The sequence below is a fragment of the Stutzerimonas stutzeri genome, from assembly GCF_013522825.1.
GTDB classification, from domain to species: Bacteria; Pseudomonadota; Gammaproteobacteria; order Pseudomonadales; family Pseudomonadaceae; genus Stutzerimonas; species Stutzerimonas stutzeri_AK.
This window is the reverse complement of sequence record NZ_JAAMQZ010000025.1, coordinates 57,677-76,011: the sequence shown is the minus strand read 5'-3', so window position 1 is coordinate 76,011 and position 18,335 is coordinate 57,677. Positions and strand designations below refer to the sequence as shown.

17 protein-coding genes are annotated in these 18,335 nt (G+C 60.9%); 11 read left to right on the top strand and 6 right to left on the bottom strand.

Features of this window, described 5'->3' with window-relative positions:
- The first annotated feature begins 221 nt into the window (after window positions 1–221).
- On the top strand, window positions 222–839 hold the full coding sequence (locus G7020_RS15845) for an ACP phosphodiesterase (RefSeq protein WP_181086178.1): 618 nt from the start codon (window positions 222–224) through the stop codon (window positions 837–839).
- Between the two features lie 9 nt (window positions 840–848).
- On the opposite strand, the gene G7020_RS15840 is transcribed toward G7020_RS15845, so the two are convergent.
- Window positions 849–1,301 carry a flavodoxin gene (locus G7020_RS15840; RefSeq protein WP_181086184.1) on the bottom strand — a complete coding sequence of 151 codons (453 nt, stop codon included), beginning with the start codon at window positions 1,299–1,301 and terminating at the stop codon, window positions 849–851.
- A 224-nt stretch (window positions 1,302–1,525) separates the two neighbouring features.
- On the opposite strand from G7020_RS15840, the gene G7020_RS15835 reads away from it, so the two are divergent.
- From G7020_RS15835 to G7020_RS15805, 7 genes are all read left to right on the top strand, one after another.
- Entirely contained in the window at window positions 1,526–2,152 is a 627-nt protein-coding gene (locus tag G7020_RS15835; protein ID WP_181086176.1) for a PilZ domain-containing protein, read from the top strand.
- Window positions 2,153–2,236: 84 nt separating this feature from the next.
- Window positions 2,237–2,947: a dihydromonapterin reductase gene (gene folM / locus G7020_RS15830; RefSeq protein ID WP_181086174.1), complete on the top strand. Its 711-nt coding sequence runs from the start codon at window positions 2,237–2,239 to the stop codon at window positions 2,945–2,947.
- A gap of 15 nt (window positions 2,948–2,962) precedes the next feature.
- Window positions 2,963–3,337: a dihydroneopterin triphosphate 2'-epimerase gene (folX, locus tag G7020_RS15825; protein ID WP_181086173.1), complete on the top strand. Its 375-nt coding sequence runs from the start codon at window positions 2,963–2,965 to the stop codon at window positions 3,335–3,337.
- Between the two features lie 58 nt (window positions 3,338–3,395).
- Window positions 3,396–3,689, top strand: coding sequence for a DUF1244 domain-containing protein (locus G7020_RS15820; protein WP_181086171.1), 294 nt, complete (start codon window positions 3,396–3,398; stop codon window positions 3,687–3,689).
- Complete coding sequence (locus G7020_RS15815; RefSeq protein WP_181086169.1) at window positions 3,686–4,030, top strand: HopJ type III effector protein; 345 nt, start codon at window positions 3,686–3,688, stop codon at window positions 4,028–4,030. Before G7020_RS15820 ends, G7020_RS15815 begins: the two co-directional genes overlap by 4 nt.
- Window positions 4,031–4,210: 180 nt before the next feature.
- Window positions 4,211–4,963: a sulfate transporter CysZ gene (gene cysZ, locus G7020_RS15810; RefSeq protein ID WP_181086167.1), complete on the top strand. Its 753-nt coding sequence runs from the start codon at window positions 4,211–4,213 to the stop codon at window positions 4,961–4,963.
- 55 nt (window positions 4,964–5,018) lie between these two features.
- Complete coding sequence (locus G7020_RS15805; protein WP_181086165.1) at window positions 5,019–5,627, top strand: flavodoxin family protein; 609 nt, start codon at window positions 5,019–5,021, stop codon at window positions 5,625–5,627.
- Between the two features lie 16 nt (window positions 5,628–5,643).
- Here the strand turns inward: G7020_RS15805 and G7020_RS15800 are convergent, their stop codons facing one another.
- Together G7020_RS15800 and G7020_RS15795 are read right to left on the bottom strand one after the other, a co-directional pair.
- Entirely contained in the window at window positions 5,644–6,129 is a 486-nt protein-coding gene (locus G7020_RS15800) for a glutathione peroxidase (RefSeq protein WP_181086163.1), read from the bottom strand.
- A 108-nt stretch (window positions 6,130–6,237) separates the two neighbouring features.
- Entirely contained in the window at window positions 6,238–6,723 is a 486-nt protein-coding gene (locus G7020_RS15795) for an FKBP-type peptidyl-prolyl cis-trans isomerase (protein ID WP_181086161.1), read from the bottom strand.
- Window positions 6,724–6,970: 247 nt separating this feature from the next.
- Between G7020_RS15795 and G7020_RS15790 the strand changes: the two genes are divergently transcribed.
- The 3 genes from G7020_RS15790 (at window position 6,971) to G7020_RS15780 (ending at window position 11,415) form a co-directional block, all read left to right on the top strand.
- Complete coding sequence (locus G7020_RS15790) at window positions 6,971–8,158, top strand: acetate kinase (RefSeq protein ID WP_181086159.1); 1,188 nt, start codon at window positions 6,971–6,973, stop codon at window positions 8,156–8,158.
- 124 nt (window positions 8,159–8,282) lie between these two features.
- Window positions 8,283–10,379: a phosphate acetyltransferase gene (gene pta / locus G7020_RS15785; protein ID WP_181086157.1), complete on the top strand. Its 2,097-nt coding sequence runs from the start codon at window positions 8,283–8,285 to the stop codon at window positions 10,377–10,379.
- Between the two features lie 130 nt (window positions 10,380–10,509).
- Complete coding sequence (locus tag G7020_RS15780; RefSeq protein ID WP_181086155.1) at window positions 10,510–11,415, top strand: acyltransferase; 906 nt, start codon at window positions 10,510–10,512, stop codon at window positions 11,413–11,415.
- On the opposite strand, the gene G7020_RS15775 is transcribed toward G7020_RS15780, so the two are convergent.
- The 3 genes from G7020_RS15775 to G7020_RS15765 all read right to left on the bottom strand — a co-directional run bounded on the left by G7020_RS15775 (window position 11,412) and on the right by G7020_RS15765 (window position 18,157).
- A complete protein-coding gene (locus tag G7020_RS15775; RefSeq protein ID WP_181086153.1) occupies window positions 11,412–13,553 on the bottom strand; it encodes a putative bifunctional diguanylate cyclase/phosphodiesterase in 2,142 nt (713 codons plus the stop codon). The genes G7020_RS15780 and G7020_RS15775 overlap by 4 nt on opposite strands.
- Before the next feature lie 96 nt (window positions 13,554–13,649).
- Window positions 13,650–17,354: a CHASE domain-containing protein gene (locus tag G7020_RS15770; protein ID WP_181086151.1), complete on the bottom strand. Its 3,705-nt coding sequence runs from the start codon at window positions 17,352–17,354 to the stop codon at window positions 13,650–13,652.
- Between the two features lie 149 nt (window positions 17,355–17,503).
- Window positions 17,504–18,157 (bottom strand): OmpA family protein, encoded by a 654-nt coding sequence (locus tag G7020_RS15765; RefSeq protein WP_181086149.1) that lies wholly within the window; start codon window positions 18,155–18,157, stop codon window positions 17,504–17,506.
- Window positions 18,158–18,335: the final 178 nt, after the last annotated feature.

The window sequence follows — 18,335 nt, the reverse complement described above, 5'->3', positions numbered from 1 at the left end:
GTGCAAGCCCTTATTTTTAGCTAACCTCTTGATTTACAAGAGGTTTTACCAAGGGCCTGCGCCGGAGAAGGTGCGCATTATAGGCCCACAGAACGAGCCGTCAACGAGTTTTTGAAGATTTATTCCGCCAGCAGCGAAATGCAGCTGAAGCCTTGCCATATCAAGACATTCAGACGCGCTTCATCACTGTCGCACATTGTGCATTGCGCTAAGCTCGGCATATGAACTACCTCGCGCATCTTCATCTGGGCGGTCCTCAGCCCGCCGACATGCTCGGCAGCCTTTACGGGGACTTCGTCAAAGGCCCGCTGGATGGCCGCTGGCCCGCCGGCATTGAAGCCGGCATTCGGCTACATCGCCAGATCGACGCCTATACCGATAGCCATCCACTGGTGCTCCAGGCGAAGCAGCGCTTTCCCAAAGAGCGGCGGCGCTATGCAGGGATACTGATCGACCTGTTCTTCGACCACTGCCTGGCAACGCACTGGCATGAATATGCTGACGAACCATTGCAGCACTTCACTGCTCGCGTCTATCAGGCGCTGCACGAAGAAGAAACCAGGCTGCCCGGCAAGCTCGCGTTGATAGCGCCGCGCATGGCAGCCCAGGACTGGCTGGGCAGCTACCGAAACTTCTCGGTGATGGAGCAGGTTGTGGCTGCCATGAGTCGCCGACTGTCCCGCCCGGAAGGCCTTGCCGGAGGGGCCATTGAGCTGGAGCGTCTGTACGCACCCCTCCAGCAGGATTTCCACGATTTCTATCCGCAGCTGCAGGCCTTCGCCAAGCGCAGCAACGCCGCACCCCCTGAAGCCTCCAACCGACCCGAGCACTACATATAAAGGAAACCCTCAGCCACGCAGCGCCGCTACGAAGCTCTCTAGCCAGGGCTCGGCGTCGTTTTCAGGGGTCACCGTTTCACTCGCATCAAGACGCAGCATTTCCACCACTTCTCGCACTCCGAGCTCAGCATAGAGCTCGCGAATCAACTCACCACCACCGCAGAAAGTAGCGCCGTAGCTGGCATCACCCAAGGCGATGACGCCGCCAGGCAAGCCTTGCCAGGCAGGGAATACATCGCGAATCGCCGAATACAGCGGCATGAAATTGTCCGGTAGCTCACCCATACCCGTAGTCGCCATCACCACCAACAATGCTTGCGGGGCGAATTCAATAATCTGCGACAGCTGCGCGCGCGGGTCATGCCAAGCCTCGAAGCCCTCAGCCTGCAGGCGGCTGGCGGCATGCCTGGCGACTTCTTCAGCCGTGCCGTAGACCGTACCGGAAAGAATGGCCACTTTCATAATCGACTCCATCGCAAATTGAAGCTGAACATTATGCCCCATTCGGCCACTCGTCCCCGAGCAGCCTGCCTACACCCGAGGTCGCGCCTTACAACAAGCACGACAACTGCGGAACCAACCTATGCAGAGGATGTCGCACTTGCATCCTGCTCATGGTTCCTGTCATTCGAGTCATCTGGCCAGGATAAGCAGCCTCAACCTACCGCCTTGAAAAGGACTGAAAAATGGCGGAAAAGACCACCCTTACCCGCACGGAACTAGCCTACATCAATAGGCTTATCAGTAATTCTCGTGCCGAATCGGAAGACACCCAATCAGGTTTCCGTATCGACGGCGGCGAGCACGCCAATGGCTTGTTGCTGCAACTGGCAGCGAAAGCCAGCCTGACGCTGGAAGCGGAACTGGATGAATACAGCATGACCTTCCCGCTACGACTGGATGAAGACGAGCTTCACGGCATCCAGTTACAGCTGGCGCCACCAACCATCTACGAGCGCGGCCCCGTACTGAGAGCCTGGCGTCTGCAGCTGGAGGAGCCCCTTGCGCTACTCTCTGATGACGGCAACGAAACTGCACTGAGCGTACATGAGCTATCGCCCCACGGCCTGCTGGTCGATACCGGCTCGAAAAAGAAAGCACCCAAGCATCTTCACTTGCACCTGGCGCTACCAGGCGAAGACCCGCTCAAGATCGACGCTCATCAGGTCCGCAACGCCGCAGACGGGATGACTGTCTACGAGGTCGAATATGAGAACAAGGATGCCGAGCGCATTCGCTCCTATTTATATGAACAGCACCAGCGCCTGCATCCCGAGCTACAGCAGGAACTCCCAGTTGAAAGCTCCGACTAAAAAACGACAGTGCAGGCTGGTGTAAGCTGACCAGCATTCGCGCCGCGTTGCGAGCGCGCCTTAGCCATCAGCCCAGTCGTGAACATGCCCCAGACCAAGCCTCCAATCCTGATTACTGGAGCCAGCCAGCGTATAGGCCTGCATTGCGCCGAACGTCTGCTCGATGAAGGTCAACCGGTAATCGTCAGTTATCGCACTCATCGCCCAAGCCTGGAGCGACTACAGGAACGCGGTGCCGTGACGCTACAGGCGGATTTTTCCGGCACCGACCACATCCATGCCTTTATCGCCACACTGAAGCAACAAACCTCCTCGTTACGCGCCATCATCCACAACGCTTCCGAGTGGCACGCCGAAACACCGGGACGAGAAGCCGAAGTGTTTCAGCGGATGTTTGAAGTACACATGCTTGCGCCTTACCTGATCAACCTGCACTGCGCCGAGCTGCTACAACAGGGCGGCCCGGCGGACATCATCCACATCGGTGACGATGTCACACGCCGCGGCAGCAAAAAGCACATCGCCTACGCCGCCAGCAAAGCCGGGCTGGACAACCTCACCCTGTCCTTCGCGAGCAGCCTGGCGCCTGCTATAAAGGTCAACGCAATAGCGCCGGCGCTGATACAGTTCAACCCCGACGATGACGAGAAGTATCGACGCAAGGCATTGGCCAAATCCACGCTGGGCATTGAACCCGGCGCTGAAGTGATCTACCAGAGCCTGCGCTATCTCTTGGACAACCCCTACGTCACCGGCACGACACTAAGCGTCAACGGTGGACGCCACCTGATCTGATCTCAAAGGACAACCATGGCCCGACTGGAACCTTCGATGGCGCGCATTCGCGTCAAGGACCTGAGACTGCGCACCTTCATCGGTATCAAGGAAGAGGAAATCCTCAACAAACAGGATGTACTGATCAACCTGACGATGCTCTACCCGGCGGCCAATGCCGTGCGCGACAACGACATCGAACATGCCCTGAACTACCGCACCATCACCAAGGCTGTCATCCAGCACGTCGAAGACAATCGCTTCGCCCTGCTCGAACGGCTCACCCAGGAAATTCTCGACCTGATCATGCAGCATCAGCAGGTGCGCTACGCCGAAGTCGAAGTCGACAAGCCGCACGCCCTGCGCTTCGCCGAATCGGTATCGATCACCCTGGCGGCGCACCGCGACTGAGCGATGGTTGCCCGCGACTCATGATTCCGTCCCCATCCGCAACACCGAGACCCAAGACATGACTGAACAAGAACGCACCGAACTCGAAGCCGCTGCCTTCCGCCGCCTGGTCCAGCACCTGCGCAGTCGCCCGGATGCGCAGAATATAGAATTGATGAACCTGGCCGGTTTCTGCCGCAACTGCCTGTCGAAATGGTACAAGGCCGCCGCAGACGATCTGGACATCGACGTCAGCATGGATCAGGCGCGTGAAGAGATATACGGAATGCCCTACGCCGAATGGAAACAGCGCTACCAGAAGGAAGCGACACCCGAGCAACAGGCCGCATTCGATAAAGGCCAGAAACCATGAGCGATCTTCGCGAATTTCGCGCCAGTCTGGGCAGGCCCGTTCACGCCTTCAGTGACACACTGGCTTTCATCGCCGACACCTACGATTACCGGCCATGCCGCTTCTCCAACGGCAACCTGGAAAATGCTGCTGGCGAAAATGAAGGCTCGTGCAGAGTTCTGGGCCTGGCTGTGCTGGAAGGCTTCACTACCGAGGAAGCACTGCTGGCGTTTGGCGAGCATTACCGGACAGTGCTGGCCAACCCTGACGGAACGGATCACCGCAATATTCGTGCGCTGATGCAAACCGGCCTGTCAGGCGTGCGCTTCGAACAGCAACCGCTGACGCACAAGGCAGAATAAAAAAGGGCCATCCAGCACTTTGGGGGAAGGCTTGGAAGTGGACGGCCCTGGGAAATCTTCGCACCAGTCTGCCGACTAACTGCCAATAAAGGCCATTGAGCAATCGGCATGGATACCATAGCCAAAAACTATGAGTGATGATTTTTACGCTTCCCGCCTCTTCACATTCGGAGCTTCACAATGCCCATCGCTGCCCTGTCCGGCCCGCAGTACCTGCGCGAGGGCCTGAAACTGATCCTCAGCCCAGGACTGCGACTGTTCGTGATCCTGCCGCTGACAGTGAATCTGCTCGTGTTCATCGGCCTCATCTACCTGGCCGTGCGCCAGTTCGGCAACTGGGTGGATGCCTTCATGCCCAGCCTGCCCGAGTGGCTGATGTTTCTCGAATACATTCTCTGGCCGCTGTTCGTGGCTCTGGTCGTGCTAATGGTGTTCTTCACCTTCACCCTGCTGGCCAACATCATTGCCGCGCCATTCAACGGTTTTCTCGCCGAGAAAGTCGAAATGGTCGCACGCGGTGAGGACAGCTCGCCGCCCTTCAGTTGGTCCGAGCTGCTGGCCATGCTGCCACGCACCATCGGTCGCGAGGCGCGCAAACTGGCTTACTTCGCACCACGGGCGCTGGCGCTGCTGGTCCTGTCCTTCATCCCGCTCGCCAATCTGGCTGCCGCGCCACTGTGGCTGCTGTTCGGCATATGGATGATGGCGGTGCAGTACATCGACTACCCGGCGGACAATAACAAGATGAGCTGGAGCGAGATGATGACTTGGCTGCGTGGGCGGCGCTGGAAAAGCCTGAGCTTCGGCGCGGCAACCTATGCCGCTCTGCTGGTGCCGGTGCTCAATCTGCTGATCATGCCGGCAGCCGTGGCCGGCGCGACGCTGTTCTGGGTGCGCGAAGGTGGCAAGGGCCAGCCTGTCGTACGCCCATGAACTGCTGGCGGGGCAGGTGTCTAGATCAGGACACCCCAAGCTCAGGAGACTCGCAATGACGCTTTCTGCCCTGGCCATCAACTGCACACTCAAGGCATCCCCGGAAGAATCCTCCTGCGATCTACTGCTATCCCAGGTCCTGCACGAGCTGAAGGCGTTCGGCGTAGTCTGTGAACAGTTGCGAGCGGTGGACTTCGATATCAAACCGGGCGTGACATCCGACGAAGGCCCCGGCGACGACTGGCCCATGATTCGTCAGAAGATACTGGCCGCAGACATTCTTGTACTGGGTACTCCCATCTGGCTGGGCCATCCATCCAGTATCTGCCAGCGCGTGCTGGAGCGCCTCGATGCGTTCCTCAGCGAAACGGACGACCAGCAGCGGATGGTTTCCTATGGTCGAGTCGCCTGTGTCGCCGTCGTGGGCAACGAGGATGGCGCCCATCACGTGGTCGCCGAGCTGTATCAAGGCCTGAACGACGTAGGCTTCAGCATCCCCGCCAATGGCTGCACCTACTGGGTAGGTCAGGCGATGGGTTCAACGGACTACAAGGATGCCGAGCCCAGCGAGAAGACTGCCAACGCCACGGCGATGCTCACGCGCAACGCCGTGCATCTGGCAAAGCTGCTCAAGCGGTCCGGCTATCCCGGCACCCCGGGGTAAGCGCCGGGACGCGCACTTAACCCGCGAGCGCGCCTTCAATGGCCTGGATCAGCTGCGGATCTTCTGGCGTGGTACGTGGCGAAAAGCGGGCCAGTACACGACCGTCCTTGCCGACGAGAAATTTCTCGAAATTCCAGCTGATATCACCCGGAAAATCCGCACCCTCGCCTGCCAGCAGGCGATACAACGGATGACGTTGCGGCCCGTTGACCTCAAGCTTGCCGCTCAGGGGAAAGCTGATGCCATAGGTCTCGGAGCAGAACTGCAGAATCGCAGCATCACTGCCCGGCTCCTGCGCGCCAAACTGATTGCAGGGAATGCCAAGCACGCCGAAACCACGCTCCTGATAGCGCTCATGCAGCTCCTGCAATCCCGCATATTGCGGAGTCAGTCCGCACTCGGAGGCTACATTGACCACCAGAGTCAACTGCTCTTTCAGCGGGGCAAGAGGCAGCTCTTGACCATCGAGGCCAGGCAGAACCAGTTCGTGGAACGCGCTCATTTTTTCTCTTCTCCAGAAGATACAAAAGCGCTCCGACAAAACCGAAGCGCTTTCAGGGTCCGGTCGAACTTCAGCAGAACTCCGACCGCTCACCTCGCTGGGTGCGGATCAGTGTTGATGGCCACCTTCGCCGTGGATGTGACCGTGGGCGACTTCTTCTTCGCTGGCATCACGCACGCTAACGATCTTGACCTCGAAATTGAGGCGCTGACCGGCGAGCGGGTGGTTGCCATCGACGATCACGTCATCGCCTTCCACATCGCGAATGGTGACGATCTGCATGCCGCCGTCCGGGCCGGATGCATGGAACTGCATGCCGACTTCCAATTCATCGACACCTTCGAACATGGCGCGGTTGAGGGTGGCAACCAGCTCCGGGCTGTATTCGCCGTAGGCATCCTGCGGCTCGATGGCGACCTTGACCTCATCACCACCCTGTTTGCCTTCGAGGGCTTTTTCCAGACCGGCAATGATGTTGCCTGCACCGTGCAGGTAGACCAGCGGCGCGCCGCCGGCCGAGCTGTCGATCACCTCACCGGCGTCATTGGTGAGGGTGTAGTCGATTGACACAGCCTTGTTAGCGGCAATCTGCATGAGGCGAAACCTTTTGCTGGGGAATGTGGGTCGAAAGTTTAACCGCGGGCGCTGACGATTGCGAATCAGCCCCTGATAAACGGACCAGTCCAAAGCTTCGAATGAAGCGATGTAGTCCTGCCTCGGACGGTGCTACATACAACCTTTGGAGAGCATCCATTTCCACACCAGCTGTGCAAGAATCAGGGGTGAAATGATAGGCGACCCCCTATTCCAACAATTACTAAGCATAAAAAAAGGAGCACCGATGTCGGCTCGTAACATCCTTGTGATCAACTGTGGCAGCTCGTCGATGAAGTTTGCGCTGGTCAACGAAGAGCAAGCCACATTCCCTCTGCAAGGCCTGGCCGAGCGACTCGGCAGCCCCGAAGCGGTGCTTCACTGGCAACTGGGTGACAACAAGCAGAGTCTGCAAATTGCCGGTGCCGATCATCACGCGGCACTGCAGCATGTTCTGCCGATGGCGCAGGATGCCGCGGGCGGCAGGCTCGACGCCATCGGCCACCGTGTAGTGCATGGCGGCGAGCACTTCACCGGTTCCTGCCTGATCAACGAGGAAGTCCTGCAGGCCATCCGCGACAACGCACAATTGGCCCCGCTGCACAATCCGGCCAACCTCGTCGGCATCAACGCCACCCTCGACCTGTTCCCTGAACTGCCGCAGATCGCCGTTTTCGACACGGCCTTCCACCAGACCATGCCCGAACACGCCTACCGTTATGCCGTACCCGAGTTCCTCTACAAGGAACACAGCGTACGTCGCTACGGTTTCCACGGCACCAGCCACAACTACGTCAGCAAGCGCGCCGCCGAAATGACCCACCTGCCGGTCGAAGACAGCTGCTGGCTGACCGCGCACCTGGGCAACGGCTGTTCCACCTGCGCCATCGTCAATGGCGAAAGCCGCGACACCAGCATGGGCATGACGCCGCTGGAAGGTCTGGTCATGGGTACACGCAGCGGTGATGTCGACCCGAACCTGCACAGCTACCTGAACCGTACCCTGGGCTGGAGCCTGGAGCAGATCGACCGCGCCCTCAACCACGACAGCGGCCTCAAGGGCCTGTCCGGTCTTTCCAACGACATGCGTACCCTTTACGAAGCGCGCGTTGCCGGTCACCCGGGCGCCAACCTGGCTTTTGAAGTGTTCTGCTACCGCCTGGCCAAGTCCCTGGCGGCCATGGCCTGCGCCCTGCCGAAGCTCGACGGCCTGATCTTCACCGGTGGCATTGGCGAAAACTCGGTCGCTGTGCGCGAACGCACCCTGGAACACCTCAAACTGTTCAACTTCAAGCTCGACAAGGCCGCCAACGAGCGCTGCACCCGTGGTGTCGGCGGCGAAATCCAGGCTGAAGGCAGCCCGCGCGTGCTGGTAGTACCGACCAACGAGGAGCGCCAGATCGCCCTGGAGTCACTCGAACTGCTCGACGTCTGACTGCTCGACGCCTGAAGAACCGTGTAGGCACGCGTGACGCAAACCCGACGCTCATCAAGGACGTCGGGTTTTGTTCTGTTCACCCTGGCCATCGCCCGAACCCTCTGTTTGACAGGAGACTCCCATGCATACGCTATTTCTCGCCCCCTGCGGTTTCGGCGGCGGCCTCAACTCCATCAGCCTTGGCCTGATTCGCGCCCTTGAGCGCGCAGGACTGAAAGTCGGCTTCTTCAAGCCGATTGCCCAGCCCTTCCCCGGCGACCAGGACCGCGAGCGTTCCTGCCTGCTGGTCGAAAGCACACTGAACATCACCTCGCCCGCCCCTCTGCCGCTGGCGCAACTGGAGCGCCAACTGGCCAATGGCGAACTCGACCTGCTGCTCGAAGACGTGGTCAGCCGTTACCAGCAAGTCGCCGCCGGCAAGGACGTAGTGATCGTCGAAGGCATGGTGCCGACCCGCGATTCGGATTACACCGCACGCATCAACACCCAACTGGCCAAAAGCCTGGATGCTGAAGTGATCCTGGTCGCCGCCCAGGGCGGTGACGACCTCAAGCAACTGGCCGAACGCATCGAGATTCAGGCACAGATGTTCGGTGGCGCCAAGGACCCCAAGGTACTCGGCACCATCCTCAACAAGGTCAACAGCGAAGACGGCGTGCCCGCGTTCGTCGAGCGCATCAAGGCCCAGCTGCCACTGCTCGGCAGCGAGATTTTCCAGCTGCTCGGCGCCGTACCGTTCAATGCGGAGCTCAACGCCCTGCGTACCTGCGACATCGCCGCTGCCCTCGGTGCCCGCGTGCTGAGCGCTGGCGAGGCTGATCAGCGCCGCGTGCAGCAAATCATCCTGGCCGCCCGCACCGTCCCGAACATGGCGCACCTGCTGCAACCCGGCGTACTGGTGGTGACACCCGGCGACCGCGACGACGTCATTCTTGCCACCTGCCTGGCTTCGCTCAATGGCGTCAAGCTGGCCGGCCTGCTGCTGACTGGCGACCTCGGCCCGGACCAGCGCATTCTCGACCTGTGCAAGGCCGCGCTGGACATTGGACTGCCGGTGTTGACCGTACAGACCGGCTCCTACGAGACCGCATCCAACCTGAACGGCCTGAACCGCGAAACGCCCGCCGACGATATCGAGCGCGCCACCCAGGTCACCGACTTCATCGCCTCGCACCTGCAACCCGAGCTGCTCCACCCTCGCCTCAGCGTACCGCGCAGCGAACTGCGCCTGTCACCACCGGCGTTCCGCTACCAGCTGGTCAAGCGCGCCCAGGATGCCAACAAGCGCATCGTCCTGCCGGAAGGCAACGAGCCGCGCACCATCCGCGCCGCCGCCATCTGCCAGGAGCGTGGCATCGCCCGCTGCGTGCTGCTGGCCAAGCCGGAAGAAGTGCAGGCCGTGGCCCGCGAACAAGGCATTACCCTGCCGGGCGGCCTGGAAATTCTCGATCCGGAGGTGATCACCGAGCGCTATGTCGAGCCCATGTGCGAGATGCGCAAGGCCAAGGGCCTGACCCCGAACGACGCCCGTGAGCAGCTCAAGGACACCGTGGTCCTCGGCACCATGATGCTCGCCCTGGATGAAGTGGACGGCCTGGTTTCCGGCGCCGTGCACACCACCGCCAACACCATCCGCCCGGCACTGCAGCTGATCAAGACCGCACCGGGTTACAGTCTGGTGTCCTCGGTGTTCTTCATGCTGCTGCCCGATCAGGTACTGGTCTACGGTGACTGCGCGGTGAACCCGAACCCGAGTGCCTCCGAGCTGGCAGAAATTGCCCTGCAGAGTGCCGAGTCCGCCGTTGCCCTGGGCGTCAACCCGCGCGTGGCGATGATCAGCTACTCTACCGGCAGCTCCGGCGCTGGCGCCGAGGTGGAGAAGGTCACCGAAGCCACCCGCATCGCCCAGGAACGCGCGCCCGACCTGCCCATCGACGGTCCCCTGCAATACGACGCAGCCTCCGTGCTCAGCGTCGGCCAGCAAAAGGCCCCGAACAGCAAGGTTGCCGGCCAGGCCACCGTGTTCATCTTCCCCGACCTGAACACCGGCAACACCACCTACAAGGCCGTGCAGCGCAACGCCAATTGCCTCAGCGTCGGGCCGATGCTGCAAGGACTGGCCAAGCCGGTCAACGACCTCTCCCGTGGCGCCCTGGTCGATGACATCGTCTTCACCATCGCCCTCACCGCACTGCAGGCCGCCAACCAGAACGCCTGATCACCTCGCCATAACGCGCTCCCGGCCCGCCGTGACCGGGAGCGCGTGGCGCCCACCGCCTGATTCCCCGCTTGCAGTTCACCCGCCAATCATTACTCTTGCCGAAATTGAAGCACTGGCGAGCCAATCGATGCTGAGTTTTCTTCCTGCCCCGCTGCGAGGCGTTCTGGCCGGCCTACTGCTGGCGCTTAACACACTGTTCTGGTGCTGGCCGCTGTTCGCACTTTCGCTGCTCAAGCTGGTGCTGCCGATTCCCGGCATCCAGCGCGCACTGCGTTTCGGCATGCACTGGATCGCTGAATCCTGGATGGCGGTAAACGCCTTCTGGATGAACCTGGTACGGCTCACGCAATGGCACGTGCAGGGCCTGGAAAAGGTCGATATGCGTCATTCCTACCTGGTCACCAGCAATCATCAGAGCTGGGCCGACATCCTGATACTCCAGTACCAGCTCAACCGGCGCATGCCGATTCTCAAGTTCTTCCTCAAGCAGGAGCTGATCTGGGTGCCGGTGATCGGCCTGTGCTGGTGGGCGCTGGAGTTTCCCTTCATGAAGCGTTTCAGCAAAGAGTACCTGGCCAAATACCCGGAGAAGCGCGGCGAAGACCTGGCCACGACGCGCAAGGCCTGCGAACGCTACCGGAGCAACCCGGTGTCGGTGTTCAACTTCCTGGAAGGCACGCGCTTCACGCCGGGCAAGCACGCCGAACAGGCTTCACCCTACCGCTATCTGCTCAAGCCCAGGGCCGGTGGCATAGCCTTCGTCATCGATGCGATGGGTGAGCAATTGAGTGCACTGATCGACATCACCATCCATTACCCGAACGGCAACCCCAGCTTCTGGGATCTGCTGTGCGGACGAGTCGACCAAGTGGTCCTGTGCATCGACTCGCGCCCCATACCGGTTGAATTCCTGCGCCACAGTTACGATCAGGACGAAGCGTATCGCTTGAGCTTTCAGCTGTGGGTCAATCAGCTCTGGAGCGAGAAGGATGCGCAGCTCGACAGGCTGCATCAGCAGTTTCCGCCGAGCTAGCCGCCCGGCTCTGCGTCCAGCCGCAACCAGTCGACTGTTCTCGGAAAGGCCTGTGCATCCTCGATCGCCAACCCTGGCGCCACCAGGAAGCCCTGCATGACCTGGCAGCCATGCGCAACCAGCCAGTCGCGCTGTGCCAGGGTTTCGACGCCTTCGGCGATCACTTCAAGTTCCAGGTTACGCCCCAGGTCGATGATGGTGCTGACCACTGCTGCGTCGCGCGGCGAATCGAGCATGTTGGCGATGAACAGTCGGTCGATCTTCAGCGTATCCAGCTCGAAATGACGCAGATAGGCCAGCGACGAATAGCCCGTGCCGAAATCGTCCACAGCCACTCGCACCCCCAGGTCCCGCAATTTGCGCAGCTTGTCGCAACTCTGATCAAGGTCCTGCATCAGTGCGCCCTCGGTGACTTCCAGCTCCAGCTGGCGTGGATCGAGCTGATACTCATCCAGCAGGCGACGCAGCTCATCGAGCAATCCGGCGCGTCCGAACTGCACCGGGCTGACATTGAAACTGAGCACCAGCTTCTGACCGAACCGCTCTCGCCAGTCACGGCAATGGGCCATACCTTCGCGCAGCGCCCATTGACCGACACGATCGATCAGCCGGGTTTCTTCCAGCAGCGGGATGAAAACATTCGGATCGACTTCCCCGCGCCCGGCGAAATCCCAGCGCAGCAAAGCCTCGAAACCACGCAGCTCACCCGTTTCGAGCACTACCTGTGGCTGATAGACCAGATCGAAACCATTGCGCTCGATGGTGCTGCGCAGGTTTTCCTCCATCATCAGACGCGCATGGGCACGCCCGTTCATCTCTGTGGAGAAGAAACGGTACTGCTGCCGCCCGGCACGCTTGGCCTCGTACATGGCCATATCCGCCGAGCGCAGCAACTCCTCCACGCTCTGCCCGCAATCGGGAAAATGAGCAATGCCGATGCTGGCGCCCAAGGTGACTTCAGTGCCATCGATGGTGTGCCGAACCGAAATGAGCTCGATGAGCTTTTCTGCCACCCTGGCGGCATCTTCCGGATGATCGAGCGAATCCAGCAACGCCGTGAACTCGTCACCACCCATGCGCGCGATGATGTCGTAGGGACGCATGCAGGTTTCCAGCAGCCGCGCCACACGGCAGAGAATCTCGTCGCCTGCGTCGTGCCCCAGGGAATCATTGATACGCTTGAAGCCATCGAGATCGATATAGAGGATGGCCATGCGTTTGCCGTTGCGGTCGACCCGCGCCAACGCCGAATCCAGTGCCTGGTGGAAACCGCGGCGGTTGAGCAGGCCGGTCAGTGAGTCGGTCACCGCCTGGGTTTCCAGCTGCACATGCAGATTGCGCACCACCGACATGTCCAAGGCGATCACTACCATCGAGCGCTGCTGGCGCGGCAGTGGCGACGCCGACAGCGCCACCGGCAAGGTGCCGCCACGGGCGGTATACAGTTGGGCTTCATGCAGACGATAGGTTTCACCGTTGCGCCAATGCTTGTAGAAATCGCTGTCGCGCCAGGCATCGGGTATCTGCGGGGTGGCAAGGTGGTCCGCCAGCGCAGTGCCCTGCAAGCGCTCGACCTCCGTATGCAGCATCTGCGCGATAGCCGGGTTGGCGAAACTGATGTAACCATCCTCGCCGACCACGAGAATGCCTTCGGCGGCATTGTTCAGCACCGAGGCATTGAACGCGCGGGCGCTGTCGAGCTGCTGGCTCAGCAACTGCAGATTACGCCGATTGTGCTCGTGACTGAGCAGCGTGTTGATCTTGTGCTTGAGCACCTGGGGATCGAAGGGCTTGAGGATGAAATCCACCGCACCGGTCGCATAACCACGCAGGACCGACTCCCGGGTATGCGCGATGGCCGAAACGAAAATGATCGGCGTATAGCGCGTATGCGGGTTACCGCGCATCAGGCGCGCCACCTCGAAACCGTCCATGCCCGGCATCTGCACGTCCAGCAGCACCAGCTCGACATCCAGATCGAGCAGGGCCTGCAGGGCCGCCTCGCCGGAATTGACTGTATGGACGGTCCAGTCGCCATCGCCCAGCAGGGCTTCCATCGCAACCAGATTCGCCTCGCGATCATCCACTACCAGCAGCGTGCGGGCCTCTGATTGCACCTTGGCTTGCGCCCACGGCATCACTTGTACTCCCGGCACGGCATGCGCCTGCTTCCAGCTTCAGCAACATGGGCAACCACACCGGACAGACTTGAGGGATGCATTGGACGACTCTCCTTATTGTGAGCCTGGCAAGGCTGCGGCGCTTCCCAGGCAGCGCCGCAGCAGCATGGCCAGCGCAGCACCTTCGACCGGCTTGCACAGCCAGTCGTCCGCGCCCGCGGCAAGACCCGACTCGCGCTCGGCGGGCGCGGCACTGGCCGTCAGCGCGACAATAGGCACCTGACAACCATAGTCGTTTCTCAGCTGTCGAATCAGCGCGACACCATCATCATTCGGCAATTGCAGGTCCACCAGCGCCAGGTCGAAGGCATCTTCATCGAAACGTTTGAGCGCCTCGGTTGCCGTCGTGGCTGGCACCACCTGCAGACCCTGCTCATCGAGCAGGGCACTGATGGCGTAGATGGATCGTACCTCGGGCACCACCAGCAATACCCGCTGGCCCAGCATCGGGTGTTCCTGTTCGTTTATCGTTACCACCGCAGAGGGGGCTGCAACAGGTTTCAATGCATCATCCATGTGCTCAAGTCCTTCCGTTTTTGACAACGCAACCGATGTATAGCGCCGGAGTCGTTGGAGGTTTTTTTGCGAGAGAGGTTCATCGCTGGTCAGCACCACGCGCACCTCATCGAGTGAGCGCAAGCGGTCGAGCGCCTCAAGCAGATCCAGCCCATTTTCATTGGGCAGGTCGAAATCAATGACCAGTACAACGAAGGAATGTTCGGCATAGGCCAGCCGTGCCTCTTCGCTGCGCCGGCACTCGATCACGCGATAGCCCAGGCTCTCGAAATGATTGCGCAGTTGCCGGCGCCGTTCAGTATCGGTCTCGAGCAGCAACAGCCGCGCTGGATTGACCTCCTGCAGCGCCAGTTCGATGAACAGCCGCTCCAGCTCCGACTGCACCACCGGCTTGAGTAGCCAGCGTGAGTCGTCATCCATCCACTCCAGCGGCTGCGCCACGGAGGAAATGATGTAAACCGGCATGCCCTGATGGCGGCCATCGGCACGCAGCATGCGGTGGACCTGCCAACCACTCATGTCTGGCAGCAGCATGTCGAGGATGACTGCCGCGAACCGATCCCGTTCGAGCGCCGCCAGGCCGTCCTTTCCCGTCGCGCAACTGACGCTGGAAAAGCCGTGGGCCAACCCGACTTCGGAGATTGTAGAGGCAAGCTCGACATCATCCTCGATGATCAGCACATTGGCACCCCGTCCGCGACCGGACGATGTCGGCAGTGTCCGGGGTTCGCTCGCAGCCGCCGGCCCTGCCGGTAAATCGACGGTGAAACAGGCGCCGTTGCCCTGGGTGCTTTCAAGCCTGATTTCCCCCCCAAGCACTTCGGTCAACTGGCGTGCGATGGCCAACCCCAGCCCCGTTCCGCCATATTGCCGACTGATGGAACCATCGATCTGCTGAAAGGCCATGAAGATGCGTTCATGCTGATCCTCGGCGATGCCGATACCGGTATCCCGGACCTGAATACGCAACACTTCGCCCCTGGTATCCGCGGCCCTGTAGCTGACGTGAATCTCAACCGAACCCTGCTCGGTGAACTTCAGGGCATTGGTGACCAGATTGCGCAGGATCTGCTGCAGGCGCTGACGGTCACTGATCACCGAAGCCGGCACATCCGCATCGATGCGCGTACTCAGGAGCAGGTTCTTCTGCTCCGCCATGGGCGCAAGCGCGCTGGTCAGCTCCGTCAGCAGCCCGGCCAGATCCAGCGGTTCCTGCCTGATCTGCATGTGCCCGCTCTCGATCCTGGCCAGATCGAGCACATCATTGATCAGTTGCAGCAGATCCTGCCCGGCGCGATGAATGATGTCGGCATGACGAACCTGCTTTTCCGTAAGGTTGTTGGCCGCGTTCTGCCTGAGCTGGTCGCTGAGGATCAGGATGCTATTGAGCGGCGTACGCAACTCATGGGACATGTTGGCGAGGAATTCGGACTTGTAACGGTTGGCCACCATCAACTCATCGGCCTGATCACGCAAACGCCGCTCAGCCGCCTTGCGCCGGCTGATATCAGTCACCACGGCCTGCACCAGCAACTCTTCACCACTGCGCAGAGGCGACAGGCCCACTTCCACAGGCACCAAATGGCCGTCGCGGTGACAGCCGAACAGTTCACGGTTGTCACCCAATCGGAGCGATTCGGGCTCCTGCATGAAGCGGTGACGCACCTCCAGATAGGTTTTCTGCATCGACTCGGGGATCAGCACCTCGACGGGCTGCCCGACCAGTTCCTGCCGGTCGTAACCGAACAGCAGTTCGGTCTGGCGATTGACCATGACGATCCTGCCCTCGTGATCGAACAGCAGAAAGGCATTCGGCGAGGCTTCGACCACATTGCGGAAGCGCTCCTCATCACGCTTGCGTGGCTGCAGATCGACCAGATTGAGCAGATGGTGAATGCCATCGTCACGGCTGAAGCTGGTCAGGCTCAGGGAAACCGGAATCGTGCTGCCATCTTCGCGCAACGCCGGACTTTCCTGCTGACTGCCTTCGAGCCGCTGCTCGCGTGACGGTTCTTCCAGCGCGCCAGGCACGTAACGGTTGAGCCGCTCGCCGGCAAGCAGGCCCACTGTACTGCCCAGCAGCGTCGCGGCACTCTGGTTGGCCAGCTCGATGCGCCCCCGGGAATTGCACAGCAGGGTTGCCACCGGCAACTGCTCGATAAGCTGGCGAAACCGCGCCTCGCGCTCCTGCAGTTGCGCACCGAGCGCCTGACTGCTGCGCAGCGCGCGCTCGCGCAGAAAGAGATAACCACCGACCAGCAGCGAGAACAGCACCGCAGCCGTCAAGGCGGTCGCCAGACTGAAAGCCCGCCCCGTGCGACTCAGGATCGCCTCGTACTCCGGCGTACTGGCGGCCTCCAGCTGCCAGCTGCGACCGTACATATAGAGGTTGCGGGTGCGATGAAAGCCCGCATCGGCACTGACCGGTGCGCGTCCCACCAGCAAGGGCACCTCCGGCTCCGCGGCATCGAACAGCTGGAGCTGGAACAAGCGGCTGCGCGAGCCCAGCACGCCTTCCATCAGGTCCGTAAGCCTGAAGGCGCCGTGCAAGGTACCGGCAAAGGCGCTTTGGCGCTCATCGAGCGTGGTGACGGGCGCTCCCGCCCGGTACAGCGGCAGGTACAGGAGGATTCCCACCTGGGTGTTCTGCTCGGTTTCCTGTTTGAGACGCAGAGGCCCGGTCATCATGGGCGTGCCGATATTGCGCGCGGCCAGGATAGCCTCCCGCCGCGTCTCTTCGCTGAGCATGTCATAGCCCAGCACGCGGCGATTGCGCCAGTCGAGCGGGTGTATGTAATCGGTGATCAGGTATTCGTCGCGCTCGCCGGGCGGGTACATGCGAAAATCGCTACGACCATTGGCGATTATCCGCGCGAGAACGCCGTCCAATTCGGTAGCACGCGCATAGCGTGCGAGTGCGACCGCCTGGATACCGGGATAGAAATCCTGCAACTGCAACTGGTCCGAGGCACGGTTCCAGTCGGCCAGAGACACCTCCTCGCTGCCCACGAAAAGGCCTGCCAGCCCACGCAGCACCATCTCATAGGCCCGCATGCGCTCGCGCAAGGTGCTCTCGATATCATTGACAGCCAGGTTGAATCGCTGTGCCTGCTCGGCATGTATGCGCGCTTCCTGAACATGCCATTGCCAGCCGATCCATCCGCCCAGCCCGGCCATCAGCGCGGACGTCACCAACAACGGCAACCAAGGCTTGCGAGAATGGAGAGCGGACCGACTATCCATTCGACCTCCTCAGTGCCATGGCTCGCTGTCACGAGCTTCAGAGTCACGGGGAGTCGATAGGTTCCATGCCCGAAAGGAAAAGCTGGAAAAATGACGCCAGTTTATCGGCGCAGGCGAGCCCATTGTGGGCCACGCCTGCTATCACAGCCTCAGAGCGGTCGCAGATTGATCTCGACGCGACGATTCTGTGCACGTCCGGCAGCGCTGTCGTTGCTGGCGACCGGCTGGCTCGGACCCGCCCCCCAGGAGGAGATACGCGAAGGCGCAACACCGTTGCCTTCAAGGTAGGCGGCGACACTGCGCGCACGGCGGTTCGACAGGTCCTGGTTGAGCTGCAGCGAGCCGGTGCTGTCGGTATGCCCCACGATATCGATGCCGTTCTTGTTGAACTCCTTGAATACCAGCACCAGCGAATTCAGCGTCGGATAGAAGCTGCTGGAGATATCCGCCGAGCTGCTGGCGAAGGTGATGTTGCCGGGCATGATCAGGGTCAGGTTGTCGCCCTCGCGCTGAACCTGAACGCCGGTGCCCTGCAGGGTCTGGCGCAGCTTTGCCTCCTGGGTATCGACGTAATAACCGTAGCCACCACCGGCTGCGCCACCGACTGCCGCACCGATCAGCGCGCCCTTGGCGCGGTCCTTCTTGCTCGACGTGGCGGCACCGATCACGGCACCGCTGACTGCACCTACACCACCGTAGATGCCAGCCTTGCCCGCTTCGCGCTCGCCCGTATAGGGATTGTTCGTACAGCCGGCCAGCAGTGCAAGGGAGGCGGCGAATGCGGTCAATTTCAGCATTTTCATGGGAGTACTTCCTTCATCTCGTCAATGACCCGATGGCCACCCGCCTTGCGCGGGCAGCCTTGAACAGGCCGTAGATTAGCATCGACCAGACGCAGAAATGGGAGCGGAAGGGCAAAAGCCTGCCAACACAAGCCACAGATCCAGCGCAAACCCTTGCTTAGCCTTGACGGCTCCTGGA